Here is a 13,254-nt window from a genome sequence, read left to right on the forward strand (position 1 = left end):
TTTTACGCTTAATTTATTATTAAAACATAATTAGGCTGTCGCTAAGATCTTCTCGACTATCGCTTTATTGGCTGCGGGGAACTCAAACGAGGCTAAATCTTTCTTAGCGACCCACTGCACCTCTTGGCCTTCTACACCATTGGCAACCCCAGAAAAATCGGTCACCCAATGAATATCAAGCATGACCTTTTTATCACCGTAATCATGATGGATCTCCATCATAGGCGTGGTGCTTGATACACAGAGGTCGACCTCCTCTTTAAGCTCTCTTATGAGCGCTTGAGAAGTGGTTTCACCAGATTCTACCTTACCCCCTGGAAACTCCCATTTTCCACCTTGATGCAGGTGTACGTGACGTTTAGCCAACAAAATTTGCTTGGCGTTGTTTTCAATCACCCCTACCGCGACGTGAATTTGTTGACTCATTGCTTATTGTCATCGTCGTTGAGAAAGAAGTCCGCATCATCGTAGCCGAGTTGATCGAGCATCTCGGGGTCAAATTCAGGTTTAACAGGGATCGCGTGCTTCTCTGACGCCCAATCACCGAGATCAATCAGCTTGCAGCGGTCACTGCAGAAAGGCTTAAATTTAGCGTTGTTGTCCCAAGTGACTTCTGCTTGGCAGGTCGGGCATTTTACAGTAAGAGGCATAATTTAATTAGCAGTGCTTAAAAATGAGAGTGAGACGATTTTATCGCTTTTAAGGACAGGTTGCCATCTCAAACTGAAAGGATTGATCTGAGTGCTTTTGTTTATCAAACTGCACAAAATGGATTGCATAACGGTTTTTATGGCCGCTAATGGTAGGGTAGCAGCCTTCTTCGGCAGCGAGCTTAACTCTGATCAGCGATAATGTCTGGTCGCTGTTGCCTTGATAAAACCCAGCCACGGCTTGGTGCTCAGTATACTCGGTTGATTGTCGTGTTAAGTCGAGTAGCAACTTAATCGGTGATAGAAGGCAAGCAAACTGGCTCATCCATTCTTGATATTCAGCCTGACGAGCTTCCCAGGGTTTAGCCAGCCAAAAATGCAGTTGTGGCAGGTCAAAATTACAGCTTGCACCAGGCATGTTAAAGCGTTGTCTGAGTGCTGAAAGAAAGCGATCCTGTTTTAACTGCATGCCGGTGCGTTGCGAAATTTGTAAAACCTCTCGCGCCACACTGAGTTTGTCGATATACGTTTCGACCTCTGCGTTATCAATAGTGGGTAGAGATTGCCATTTAGACAGCGCAAAAAGTTGTCTGTCTAAGTCTTTAAGCACTTCACCACGATAATCGCAGCGCTCGGTGAGTTCACATAGTGAGAATAGCGGATAGAAACAGCGGTGCTGGTGGTCATGATCTAAATTGGCCTGTAATTGTTCAGCCAAATACTCTAACCGTAAATAGCGGCGTATTTTTTCGTTGAGTGGTTGTTCATAGATCAAATCAGTCATGGCGTTATTTAAGCACTACTTGATAATTTTAAATAAAGTGTGTTTAGTGCATTTACCTTGCACTTTAACGCTGATACCTCTCCATGATTGTCTATGACATCATCAGCTTGTGACAGTTTCTCGGCTCTAGTGGCCTGACTGCCTATTATATTTTGTACTTGCTTAGCAGACACCGCGTCTCGTGCAACGGTTCTTTGCTGTTGTAACTCAGGTGAAATATCCACCAAAAGTGTACGATGCACTAACCTATCTAACCCGTTCTCAAATAGCAAGGGAACAACCATAATTACATAATTTGATTGCGCTTCCTTACATTTTTCCAGCATGGTTTCTCTGATCAACGGATGCAATAAGCTATTTAACCATAAGCGATCGTCATCGTGATTAAAGATACGCTCTCTTAGCTTTGAGCGATCTAAATGACCATCGCCGAGTAAGATACTGTCGCCAAAATGGTACACAATCGCATTGAGTCCCTTGGAGCCAATGCTGACCACTTCACGCGCTACAATATCGGCATCCACTAAGGTCACGCCAAGGTCCGCAAACAGGTTAGCCACCGTGGTTTTACCGCTGCCGATGCCTCCCGTTAGCCCTATGATGTAATCAGCCATTTTAGCTATCTCACTATTGGAATTTTAGGTTGATAAGGTCCTAGGTACTAGGACGTTCGCCAGCTCACTGCTAGGACGGACTACGTCCTGCTAGGAAATCAACAGAAAACACCCTTTGGTTTTTGATGTTGATTTTATGCCGTCGCTTTTCTCTTTTCTAGTTTTCACCGTAAGCGAAGCGTTCCGGAGTGACGAAGTCACGTGCCCTAGGCCGTTTGCCTAAGATTTTACCGTCTTATCTGAAAGCAGAGAAGGTCCTAGGTACTAGGACGTTCGCCAGCTCACTGCTAGGACGGACTAGGTCCTGCTAGGAAATCAACAGAAAACACCCTTTGGTTTTTAATGTTGATTTTATGCCGTCGCTTTTCTCTTTTCTCGTTTTCACCGTAAGCGAAGCGTTCCATAGTGACGAAGTCACGTGCCGTAGGCCGTTCGCCAGCTCACAGCTAGGAAATCAACAGAAAACACCCTTTGGTTTTTGATGTTGATTTTATGCGGTCGCTTTTCTCTTTTCTAGTTGTTACCGTAAGCGAAGCGTTCCATAGTGACGAAGTCACGTGCCCTAGGACGTTCGCCAGCTCACTGCTAGGAAACCAACAGAAAACACCCTTTGGCTTTTGATGTTGATTTTATGCGGTCGCTTTTCTCTTTTCTAGTTTTCACCGTAAGCGAAGCGTTCCGTAGTGACGAAGTCACGTGCCGTAGGCCGTTCGCCTAAGATTTTACCGTCTTTGCTAGAACGCTAGAACGCTAGAAGCTAGAAGCGTTATAACGTCGACAGATACCATTGGGTAATTAACTCTCCCCATATCATAGCAATCCAGCCCGCGACAGCAATGTAAGGCCCGAAGGGGATAGGAGTGCCTTGGTTAAGTTTTTTAAACGCAATCATGGTAATGCCAACAATGGCGCCCACTAATGACGAAAGCAATATCACCAATGGCAATACTTGCCAGCCAAACCATGCGCCAAACACGGCTAACAGCTTAAAGTCGCCGTAACCCATACCATCCTTGCCTGTTAGCAACTTAAAGCCCCAGAACACACTCCAGAGGCTCAAATACCCTGCGGCGGCACCAATAATAGCATCTGACATCGGCACAAACGTGCCGCTTAAGTTTAAGATCAAACCTAGCCATAACAGTGGCAGCGTGATCTGATCTGGCAGCAGCATTTCATCAAGATCAATTCCGGTAAGCACGACCAGCGCAAAGGTCAGTATGCTGGTAAATACAAATTCTGAGGTGGGTCCAAAATGCCAAGCAAGAAAGGCCACTAAACCGCCAGTGAGCAATTCAACAATCGGATAACGTGCCGATATTGGGTTATTACAAGCCGCGCATTTGCCTCTTAATGATAGCCAGCCGAGTATGGGCAAGTTATGCATTGGCTTAATATTGGTTTTACACTTTGGGCAAGCAGAGCCCGGCACTACTAAGTTGTACTTCTCAGGAAAAGCATCAATAGGCGCGTTGAGGGCTGTTTCGTTTGCGTCAAATACTGACTTTTTATATTCGGCTAGGTAATGATTACACTCTTGCTGCCAGTCACGCTTCATCATCACCGGTAAACGGTGAATCACCACGTTCAAAAAACTGCCGATAACGGCGGCGAATACAAAGCTAAGCGCAACAAATAACCAAGGGTTATGGTTAAAAACAGTGATTAATTCAGTCATTATTTATCTTTATATTGTTTATATTGTTTATATTATTATGTATCTAAGTTCTTGATATCGATTGTTGAAGTCAAGCTAATTAGGTATGCCTAACTGCTAACCACATCACCTAATTGGAAAATCGGTAGGTACATACCGACAATCAAGCCACCAACTAAAGTACCAATGACGACCATCATAATGGGTTCAATCAAGGTTGATAAGCCATCAACGGCATCATCGACCTGCATTTCATATATATTGGCGACTTTATTGAGCATATTATCTAAGGAGCCTGATTCCTCACCAATCATCACCATCTGGATCATCAAGTCGGGAAACAGCCCGGTGGTGCGCATCGCCACATTCATCTGCATGCCCGACATCACTTCGGTGCGAATATTGAGCACCGCTTTTTTATACACCGCATTACCCGAGGCGCCTGCAGCAGACTGTAAACCATCGATTAATGGCACACCTGCAGCAAAAGTGGTGGCAAGGGTGCGAGCAAATTTCGCCATCGCGCCCTTATGTAAAATTTCGCCAACAATAGGGATTTTCAACACGAGGGCATCGACTTTATCACGAAACAGTTGCGAATTACGGTGGGCTCGCCTAAAGCTCCATAAAGCAGCGACAATCGCAATAATAAACAGGTACCAAGAGGCTTGCAACCACCGTGACAGGTTAACAATCATTTGAGTGAAGGCCGGCAGTTCAGCACCAAAGCCTTGAAATATTGATTCAAATTGTGGCACTACAAACAGTAGTAACAGTGAGGTAACCATTATCGCTACAATGACCACTGCCGCTGGGTAGAACATGGCCTTTTTAATTTTCGACTTTAGCGCTTCAGATTTTTCGCGGTAGGTGGCAATACGGTCAAATACTGCGTCCAATGAACCTGAATGCTCACCGGCAGCGACCAAATCGACATAGAGGTCATCGAAATAAAGTCTATGTGGCCTGAGTGAGTCAGACAACGGAATACCCGATTGCACGTCACTGACAATGGTGGCCAACAGTTCGCGCACTTTAGGTTTTTCATGGCCTTTACCGAGCAGTTCCAGCGTGGTCACAATCGGCACGCCCGCGGCGAGCATGGTGGCAATTTGACGAGTGACCATGGCGATATCCATGGGCTTGATTTTCTTTTCTGTTTTAAACAGCGGCGCCGATTTTTTACGTACCGTTTTGGGGATAACGCCTTGGGCTTTTAGTTGGACCCTAATCTCTGCAGTTGATACACCGCGCAGTTCGCCACTGGTGCGACGGCCATCACGGCTGACGCCAGCCCATGTGTAAGTGACTACCTTAGGTTGGCTTTTTTGCTTTTTTTTTCTATTTCTAATTTGTTTAGATTGTTTGCTTGCAATAGCCATAGGGGCCCTTGATGCTCTTTAATGAGTGTTATTATTGGCTTTGCTCGACTTGTATTGAATCTCAAAAAATAATGTTTATAAATAAACACTTAGAAATAAAAGCTCAGCAATAAAAGCTTAGAAACTGGTGACTCGGTTGATCTCGGCAATACTGGTCACGCCTTGAATCACTTTTAACAAGCCTGAATCGCGCAAATCGCGCATACCTTGTGATTTTGCTTGTTTTAAAATTTGCAGTGAGTTACCGCCTTCCATAATGGTGCGGGCAATTTCATCGGACATCTTCATCACTTCATAAATACCGACTCGGCCCTTGTAGCCGCCAGAGCAGTGCTCACAGCCGACAGGTTTGTGCGGGGTAATGCCCTCGTCTAGCTGTTGCTGGCTAAAGCCAAGCTTTAGCAGCTCATTATCGGGAATAATCTCGGGTGTTTTACAGGCTGGGCATAATCGTCTTGATAGGCGCTGGGCAATAATTAAGTTAACTGAACTGGCAATGTTATAACCTGCCACGCCCATGTTGATCAGGCGGGTTAAGGTCTCAGCGGCAGAGTTGGTATGCAAGGTCGATAATACCAAGTGCCCGGTTTGTGCCGCCTTAATGGCTATTTCGGCGGTTTCTAGATCGCGAATTTCACCGACCATCACCACATCGGGATCTTGTCTTAAAAAAGAGCGCAGCGCCGAGGCAAAAGTGAGCCCGGCCTTTAAATTAATGTGCACTTGGTTAACGCCTTCAAGGTTTATCTCTACCGGATCTTCGACGGTAGATATATTACGCTCTTCGGTGTTAAGAATATTAAGCCCGGTATACAGGGAGACGGTCTTACCTGACCCGGTAGGGCCGGTGACCAGTATCATCCCTTGTGGCTTTGATAGCATCTCTTCATACATCAATCTTTGGTCATCTTCGTAACCGAGCTTTTCAATACCCAATTGCGCCGAAGATGAGTCCAAGATACGCATTACTATTTTTTCGCCCCAAATGGTGGGCAGAGTACTGACACGAAAATCAATCGACTTGGTGCGCGACATCTTCATCTTGATACGGCCATCTTGTGGCACACGTCTCTCGGCAATATCAAGCTTTGACATCACTTTTAAACGCGCCGATATACGGCCTGACAAGTTGACGGGCGGCTCAGAGACCTCTTTTAAAATACCATCGATGCGAAAACGGATGCGATAACGCTTCTCATAGGGCTCAAAATGCAAGTCCGAGGCGCCTTTACGAATGGCATCGGTGAGAATTTTATTGATATAGATAACAATCGGCGCATCATCTTTACCGTTGCCGGTTTCTTCATCGCGTTTGTCGGTGTCAGTCACCTCAATGCCAGCAAGAGCTTCTTCATCTATTGCACTTAAGTCGAGCCCGGTAATATCTTCTTCTAAAACGGTTTCTAGCGCTTTAGTGAGTTTGTCATCTTCCACCAAAATCGCTTCGGCGTGCAGGCCTGCGCTGAATTGGAAGTCCTCAAGCGCGGCAATGTTAGTCGGATCGGAAGTGGCGATATAGAGGCGGTTACCACGTTTAAACAGCGGCAAGCACTTGTGTTTCTCTATCAGCTTTTTATTGAGAAATTCATCGGGGATCGCACTGATATCAAACTCATTGAGATCGAGTAGCGGCGTGCCATACTCTTCATAACACAGCTCGGCAATGGTTTTAGCCGATATTAGTTGCTGTTGGATGATGCTGCTCACAAGCGAGGTTTGATTTTTACGAGATGCGGTTATTGCCGATGCAATTTGTTCTTCGCTCAGTAGTTGCTTGCGAATAAAGAGAGTGGATAAGCCTAGGTGAACCCCTGTTGTAGGCATGGATGGTTTTATTCCTTATTAAATAATAGTGAGGACAGAGCCTCACTATTACTGTTCAATATTAGCTTGCTGTACAGTTCTTAATTGTTACGTCAGCACCACCTGTACCCGTTAATGCGCAAGTCCAAGCTAACTCGCCATTTGCATCCTTCGCACCGGTCAGTTCAGCAGTTACTCCGCCTACAACATTGGTAAGTGTTCCAGCCGATTTGCAATATGCGATTTTAGGAAGTGCAGTAACGGCAGCTTTACCTGCTGTAAGGTCTGCTGCCGCAGCATCTCTTTTTGCACAATTTAGAAGAGATTCAACGGAATAACGTTCAGCCAATTTTACTTTGGAGCCACTCATACCTGCAACAGCACTGGTTGCATTAGCTTTAGCGATATAATCTTGATAAGCAGGCAAGGCAATTGCGGCCAAAATACCGATAATCGCCACTACGATCATTAATTCAATTAGGGTGAAACCCTTAGCGTTGTTCATTTTTGATTTGTTCATCGCTCTGTTCATCATTGCTCTATTCATCATAGTACCCATGTCTATCTCCATTAGAAATCAGTTAAGTCAGTGTTAGTGTCTATATACAAGAGCACAGTTTCACGACTTAGTTAAATAGTGCTTCAACCTTGCTTAATGCTCCTGCGCTAGCATGTCGCAATATCCAAAGCTATGAGCCAGTGGTAGAGGTTTTAATAAAGACCTATATACCGATGTTGGCTGATAGCGCGACCTAAGGTGTCAGTGTCTATCTTGTTATTAATTCTTATCACTCATTTTTTGAGCATTTTACTTATAAATCGTACTTCGAACTCTTTATTTCGAACTTTTAATTTGGAACTTTTAGCCTACTCATTTTCTTTTAGCTGCTTTACATGGATAAAGCCGTTTTTGGTGACTTCATCTATGTCAGTTTTCAGGTTGTCGGAAAAGTTAGTCCCAACGTATCTGCGCGATATTTTGGGGCTCTCTTTTGTTTAACCTAAAATGCTACTCAAGCGCTATGTCCATTTGTTGATATCGACTAGATTACTTAAGCTCGTTTTATCGTACTCGATAGCAGTCAATAGCAGTCAATAGCAGTCAATAGCAAATAAATAACAAGCTGCTGTAGCTGTCAGCTTGTCTATAGGCAAAGTTAGTACAAAGTTAATGGAATTGGAATAGGTAATAACAACAAAGTTGCAATATAATTGGTAATTCATCTAGAAGTTGTGTTTCTGGTACTAAAAAGTTATAGCAGTATATTGGCAGTCGTAGGGTTATTGACGAATTATGACGAAACGTCATTTTTACGGCGGGTAAAATAGGTTGAGGTAATTTAGTGGTCGCTCAAGCTGTGGTGGCCTGCTTGTGGCTTAAATACTGCAATAGTTGCCGAGTTTTCGATATCTAACATCAACTCTGCAAGTGAATATTCTCAGGTTTTTTTTGATACTCTACTGCTGTTTTATACAGCATTTTACACTGCGATATAGCGGACTTATTTATAGCGGACTTAGTCGCGATAAGTTTTCTTACATTGGGCTGTTTTTATATAAGATAGCGATCTTTTTATTTACCTTTTTGCAACATTTAGTGCGGTAAAAGTATGTGAAAACAACCTGGGTAAATTCAGCAGCGTTTTCTAATCGCAAATAAGTTCAACTGTTTATACTCCCAATACTCCCAATACCATCAATACAATATCTTCTATACATGGCTATATGATGTGACTAGTGAGTCTAGATATCACTCGGCCGAATTTGATATTGAGCCGCTGACAACTATTAGTTGCTGATAGCTGCTGATGCTATTAAAAGCGGATCTATATTTTATCACTTAGCTGGAGTAGGGACGAAAGCACAAATAATAAACAATTAATCATGAGGCGCTTATTATTTAAGCAATATTGATACTTGCCTAAAGTAGTCACTTTACATCAGCAACTGATTTCGATTGTTTAATAATGGCGCTAAATGGGCCGTTGTTATCCCAAGGTTAGTTTTGTTTAATTATTCATCAGATAACTAGTGATTCGGAGAATAGTCATTAAAAAATGGTCATTAGAACATTAATTAGTCATCAGAAAATCAGTCCTATACTGTTCTGCTTTGGTCTATTCATTTGTTCTTTTGATTAGGGTGTTTATTGAGCTGTTTAATTGAAAAATGAAATACTGCTTTAACTCAGGGGCTGCACTTAACTGCTTGAGTCTTGCTTGAGTCGAGTGAAAAGTGACATGGCACGTGACGAGATAGGGCTAAGGATAGCTGCCGAGATAAAAGTGAGGTTGGGGGGAAAGCAAAAAAGGTCTCAGCGATGAGTTGCTAAAACCTTTTCTATATTCAGTGCTCAATAAATACTATATCAATGCCATGTAAGCGCTATTTAAGTCTTAAAGATAGATCCAACGCGCGCACGTGTTTGGTGAGAGCCCCGACGGAAATATAGTCGACCCCGGTTTTGGCAAAGTCGCTAATGGTATTGAGTGTGACATCGCCAGAGACTTCAAGCTTTACGCCCATTCCTTTGGCTTTGTAATCATTATTGAGCTCTACCGCTTCTAACATCATGGTGACATCGAAATTATCGAGCATGACGATATCTGACTCTGCATCTAATGCTTGAGTTAGCTCATTGATACTCTCAACTTCCACTTCGACCGGCTTGTTAGCATGTAACGCTCGAGCAGCAGTAATAGCTAAGGCGATGCTACCACAGGCCATGATGTGGTTTTCTTTAATTAAGAACGCATCAAACAACCCAATACGATGGTTTTTACCGCCACCACAAGTGACTGCATATTTTTGCGCGGTTCTGAGCCCTGGAATCGTTTTGCGTGTATCTAATAGGTGTGTATGAGTCCCCGATAGACGGTCCACATAGTGCTTGGTTAATGTGGCAACACCAGAAAGTGTTTGAATAAAGTTCATCGCGGTGCGCTCACCGGTCAAAATAGCGCGTGCTGGCCCTTCTAGCTCACATAATAGTTGGTTTGGTACCACTAAATCGCCATCGTCCACATGCCAGTGCAGGGCGACATTACCACCGAGTTGATTAAATACTTGCTCGGCCCATGCTTTACCACAAAAAACACCCTCTTCACGAGTGATTAGCGTGGCTTGGGCTATTTTGTCTGCAGGGATGAGCTGAGCGGTAATATCGGCATCGAAACGTTGTGATGCAGAAAGATTGGAGTGGGCATCTTGATGGCCTAAATCTTCGTCTAGTGCGGCTTTGACTGAGAGTCGGATGTCATTTTCAAGCATCTTAGGCTGTCCTTACTGACTAAATGTAGCAATGGAATAGGTGTATTTTTATGTCTGTAATCTTAACATAAAGCCTTGTGATATAGCCTAGCAATATTGTTTGAATGTTTTAGAGGAGGATATTTTTTTATGCTGCTTATTGGGTCCGCTTTTATCATGGTGTTGTTTTATGGTGCCAGTTTCATCTCCGTTGTTTGATGAATGCTTTATACGACCGTTTGGCTTGCTATTTTAGCAAGGTAGTGCTGTTTAGCGGGTCTAGAATCATCAACTTTAGCAGTGCAGAACAGCTAACATTGGGCTGTCTTTGGGATGATCGGAGTGGTGATTATTGATGCGGATAAGCCTCGGTGGTTTATATTGAAGCTTTGAATTTTAACAACAGCTTAGCTGAATGTATTAACTCAAAACACAGCCCGAAAGATTGACCGCTACGATGAAGTTATCGGCTATATTCATAGGGGTAAACCTGATAAAGTGTGGGTTATCTACGTCGGTTAATCGGGGTGTTTTTGCGTTATTCTCTTATTGATGGTTGGTTTACGCAGGCGCGCTTGTGTTTATCACCACATTTTAACGCGCGGCCGCTAAATGAGGTCAGCTTATTAGTGGTGCATAATATAAGCTTACCAGCAGGTCATTTTGGTTTGCCTTATATCGACCAGCTTTTTCAAGGCTGCTTAGATGTAAGTGCACAGAGTGATTTTACTGATTTGAACGGGCTGCAAGTGTCGGCGCACTTTTTGATCCGGCGTGACGGCGAGCTAGTGCAATATGTGTCGTGTGATGACAGAGCTTGGCATGCTGGTGTGTCTCAATATGATGGGCGGACGGGCTGCAATGATTTTGCCATCGGCATTGAGCTCGAGGGCACAGATGATATTGATTATACCGATAAGCAATATGTGTGTTTGGCACAGCTAGCTCACAGCCTTATTGAGTATTATCCAAATTTAACGCCTGACAGCATTGTCGGGCATAGCGATATTGCACCCGGGCGGAAAACTGACCCCGGTGACAGTTTTGATTGGCAGCGTTTTAAAGGGTTGCTTTGACGCTAAATGGTCACACTTTATAAGTTAGGCAATCGAGGGTGGAAAATCTATGGCTTTATTTTCATTATTAATCGCAATTTTTGTTGAACGCATGCGCTTGTTACCAGACGCTTTGCAGTTTGATGTGATCTTGGCTAAATACCATCAAACCCTGTTTGGTGATAAACAAGTTCGCTCAACCTTTATGATGGCATTGGCGCTGCTGTTACCTGCATTATCAATCAACATCATCTCTTGGTTTATATCCGGAATGTTCTGGGGCGCGATTAGCTTAGTGCTGTGGGTGGCAATTGCAGTGTTATGCTTTAGTCATAACCAGCAAAGACAAGCGTTTAAACGCTATATTCAAGCGGCTTGTCGTGGCGATTCGCAGGCCTGTTTTAACTATGCAGCAGAGCTGGATTCGAGTAAGTGTCTTGAGTCCGTCAGTGAGCAAGATCTTGGTGAACGTGTCGGCCAGAGCGTGGCTTGGATAAACTACCGTTATTACGGCGCCATTGCCTTGTATCTTATTCTGCTCGGCCCGGTGGGTTCAGTACTGTATTGTACGGTGCGCTTTTACAGTGAAGAGAATCGTAATCGCGATCTTGAATTACCCTTGGTTGATACGCTGTTATTTATTCTAGATTGGCTTCCAAGTCGTATCTTTGCATTTGGTTATGTACTCAGTGGTCACTTTAGACTGGCTATTTCATCTTGGATTAGTCTGGCCTTTAACCCTAAGACGGATGCCAGAGATATTATTACCAAAGTGGCTACCAAAGCGGAAACGCTGCCAGAGTCCTCTTCTGCCCCCGTTTGCGTGCAATCGACCATTGCACTTTTACAGCTCAGTAAACGTAATTTCATACTGCTTATTACGGTGTTATCGCTGATGACTATTTTTGGTGTTGTGAGTTAAATACGGTAGCAACTCGTAACCCCAAAATATGCTGGATCAGAGGGCTTTCTATATAATAGTAGCCCTCTTTTTATTCGGGACCCTTATATCATTGCGGATGTTTCCGTGAGGCGTTAATGAACCACGGTTTGATGCGTTGCTCAACGACAATCAGCTAATTGGAACATTGGTCTGACCCCATCTTGAAAAAAATCAGCTATGCTCACACATCGCGCATGAATATGATGCAGATCACTAACTAGACATATAAAGTGTGATTTGATAAAGTGCGCTCAGTTAACGAAATTGGTAAGACCAATTTACAATAGGAGCTGAGGCCATATGGCTTATAGCAAAATAAACCAGCCAAAAATATCTGACGTCATCATGGGTCAGTTGGAACAGATGATCCTGGAAGGTAGTATTCAGCCAGGGCAGAAGCTTCCACCTGAACGTGAATTGGCGCTGCAGTTTGAGGTTTCACGCCCCTCTTTGCGTGAAGCGATTCAAAAGCTAGAAGCAAAAGGCTTGTTGATGCGCCGCCAAGGTGGCGGTACCTATGTAAAAGAACAGTTATGGCAAAGTCTTGCCGATCCCATCGTTGAGTTAATGCATTCTGATTCAGAAAGTCAGTACGACTTACTGGAGTTTCGTCATGCCACTGAAGGCATGATGGCTTATTTTGCTGCACTTCGTGGTAACGACGCTGATATGCAAAATATCCAGCGCTGCATATTAGAAGTGGAAGCGGCAGAAGAGATAGAAGCGCAAGCGGATTCAATTGTACGTTTTTATCGTGCTGTTGCCGAAGCATCTCATAACGTGGCGATGCTACACCTTGTATTAAGTTTATCTCCTGTGCTGCATAAAAACGTGGCACAGAACTTAGAGCTTTTAAGCCGACGCGAAGAAGCCTCTACTATGGCGAACGATCACAGACGAGCTTTGCTCGCTGCTATCGTGCGTCGTGATCCTGAAGCAGCCCGAGAAGCTTCCAATGAACACTTAAGTTACATTGAAGAAGTGATGTTGTCTGTAAGAGAAGAAGATAGCCGGTTGCAGCGTAGTCTGCGCCGCTTAAAAAGTGGTGCTTAGGGACTAAGTCAAACACCACTTTATTCATATAATTCATTATTATTAATGTATATAGGGAAGGACA

At 43.9% G+C, this 13,254-nt stretch carries 12 protein-coding genes; 3 read left to right on the plus strand and 9 right to left on the minus strand.

Translation table 11 applies throughout. The features are described 5' to 3' along the window. Positions 1–30 precede the first annotated feature (30 nt). The 9 genes from mutT to nadC all read right to left on the minus strand — a co-directional run bounded on the left by mutT (position 31) and on the right by nadC (position 10,160). Positions 31–426 (minus strand): 8-oxo-dGTP diphosphatase MutT, encoded by a 396-nt coding sequence (gene mutT / locus L2729_RS01170; RefSeq protein WP_248986587.1) that lies wholly within the window; start codon positions 424–426, stop codon positions 31–33. Beyond that, on the minus strand, positions 423–650 hold the full coding sequence (gene yacG / locus L2729_RS01175; RefSeq protein ID WP_101090706.1) for a DNA gyrase inhibitor YacG: 228 nt from the start codon (positions 648–650) through the stop codon (positions 423–425). The genes mutT and yacG overlap by 4 nt, the downstream gene beginning before the upstream one ends. Before the next feature lie 49 nt (positions 651–699). Beyond that, positions 700–1,434 (minus strand): cell division protein ZapD, encoded by a 735-nt coding sequence (zapD, locus tag L2729_RS01180; protein ID WP_248986588.1) that lies wholly within the window; start codon positions 1,432–1,434, stop codon positions 700–702. Positions 1,435–1,442: 8 nt separating this feature from the next. Next, the gene (gene coaE / locus L2729_RS01185; protein WP_248986589.1) at positions 1,443–2,048 is read right to left on the minus strand and encodes a dephospho-CoA kinase; all 606 of its coding nucleotides are present in this window, start codon (positions 2,046–2,048) and stop codon (positions 1,443–1,445) included. Positions 2,049–2,814: 766 nt separating this feature from the next. After that, positions 2,815–3,726 (minus strand): prepilin peptidase, encoded by a 912-nt coding sequence (locus L2729_RS01190; RefSeq protein WP_248986590.1) that lies wholly within the window; start codon positions 3,724–3,726, stop codon positions 2,815–2,817. Between the two features lie 89 nt (positions 3,727–3,815). Further along, positions 3,816–5,087 (minus strand): type II secretion system F family protein, encoded by a 1,272-nt coding sequence (locus L2729_RS01195; RefSeq protein ID WP_248986591.1) that lies wholly within the window; start codon positions 5,085–5,087, stop codon positions 3,816–3,818. A 117-nt stretch (positions 5,088–5,204) separates the two neighbouring features. Beyond that, positions 5,205–6,911 carry a type IV-A pilus assembly ATPase PilB gene (pilB, locus tag L2729_RS01200; protein WP_248986592.1) on the minus strand — a complete coding sequence of 569 codons (1,707 nt, stop codon included), beginning with the start codon at positions 6,909–6,911 and terminating at the stop codon, positions 5,205–5,207. Positions 6,912–6,972: 61 nt separating this feature from the next. Beyond that, positions 6,973–7,449: a prepilin-type N-terminal cleavage/methylation domain-containing protein gene (locus tag L2729_RS21600; RefSeq protein WP_283104082.1), complete on the minus strand. Its 477-nt coding sequence runs from the start codon at positions 7,447–7,449 to the stop codon at positions 6,973–6,975. A gap of 1,826 nt (positions 7,450–9,275) precedes the next feature. Then, positions 9,276–10,160, minus strand: coding sequence for a carboxylating nicotinate-nucleotide diphosphorylase (nadC, locus tag L2729_RS01210; protein ID WP_248986593.1), 885 nt, complete (start codon positions 10,158–10,160; stop codon positions 9,276–9,278). A 512-nt stretch (positions 10,161–10,672) separates the two neighbouring features. Between nadC and ampD the strand changes: the two genes are divergently transcribed. The 3 genes from ampD to pdhR all read left to right on the plus strand — a co-directional run bounded on the left by ampD (position 10,673) and on the right by pdhR (position 13,190). Next, positions 10,673–11,215, plus strand: coding sequence for a 1,6-anhydro-N-acetylmuramyl-L-alanine amidase AmpD (gene ampD / locus L2729_RS01215; RefSeq protein ID WP_248986594.1), 543 nt, complete (start codon positions 10,673–10,675; stop codon positions 11,213–11,215). 49 nt (positions 11,216–11,264) lie between these two features. Next, positions 11,265–12,116: a beta-lactamase regulator AmpE gene (gene ampE / locus L2729_RS01220; RefSeq protein ID WP_248986595.1), complete on the plus strand. Its 852-nt coding sequence runs from the start codon at positions 11,265–11,267 to the stop codon at positions 12,114–12,116. A gap of 321 nt (positions 12,117–12,437) precedes the next feature. Continuing rightward, positions 12,438–13,190, plus strand: coding sequence for a pyruvate dehydrogenase complex transcriptional repressor PdhR (gene pdhR, locus L2729_RS01225; protein WP_248986596.1), 753 nt, complete (start codon positions 12,438–12,440; stop codon positions 13,188–13,190). Positions 13,191–13,254 lie beyond the last annotated feature (64 nt).

It is taken from the genome of Shewanella gelidimarina (assembly GCF_023283945.1).
In the GTDB taxonomy this organism is placed as follows: domain Bacteria; phylum Pseudomonadota; class Gammaproteobacteria; order Enterobacterales; family Shewanellaceae; genus Shewanella; species Shewanella gelidimarina.

What these genes read in the sequence shown, in the direction of transcription:
- mutT (WP_248986587.1), bottom strand. Translation starts at nt 426, where the DNA reads ATGAGTCAACAAATTCACGTCGCGGTAGGGGTGATTGAAAACAACGCC.
- yacG (WP_101090706.1), bottom strand. Translation starts at nt 650, where the DNA reads ATGCCTCTTACTGTAAAATGCCCGACCTGCCAAGCAGAAGTCACTTGG.
- zapD (WP_248986588.1), bottom strand. Translation starts at nt 1,434, where the DNA reads ATGACTGATTTGATCTATGAACAACCACTCAACGAAAAAATACGCCGC.
- coaE (WP_248986589.1), bottom strand. Translation starts at nt 2,048, where the DNA reads ATGGCTGATTACATCATAGGGCTAACGGGAGGCATCGGCAGCGGTAAA.
- L2729_RS01190 (WP_248986590.1), bottom strand. Translation starts at nt 3,726, where the DNA reads ATGACTGAATTAATCACTGTTTTTAACCATAACCCTTGGTTATTTGTT.
- L2729_RS01195 (WP_248986591.1), bottom strand. Translation starts at nt 5,087, where the DNA reads ATGGCTATTGCAAGCAAACAATCTAAACAAATTAGAAATAGAAAAAAA.
- pilB (WP_248986592.1), bottom strand. Translation starts at nt 6,911, where the DNA reads ATGCCTACAACAGGGGTTCACCTAGGCTTATCCACTCTCTTTATTCGC.
- L2729_RS21600 (WP_283104082.1), bottom strand. Translation starts at nt 7,449, where the DNA reads ATGGGTACTATGATGAATAGAGCAATGATGAACAGAGCGATGAACAAA.
- nadC (WP_248986593.1), bottom strand. Translation starts at nt 10,160, where the DNA reads ATGCTTGAAAATGACATCCGACTCTCAGTCAAAGCCGCACTAGACGAA.
- ampE (WP_248986595.1), top strand. Translation starts at nt 11,265, where the DNA reads ATGGCTTTATTTTCATTATTAATCGCAATTTTTGTTGAACGCATGCGC.
- pdhR (WP_248986596.1), top strand. Translation starts at nt 12,438, where the DNA reads ATGGCTTATAGCAAAATAAACCAGCCAAAAATATCTGACGTCATCATG.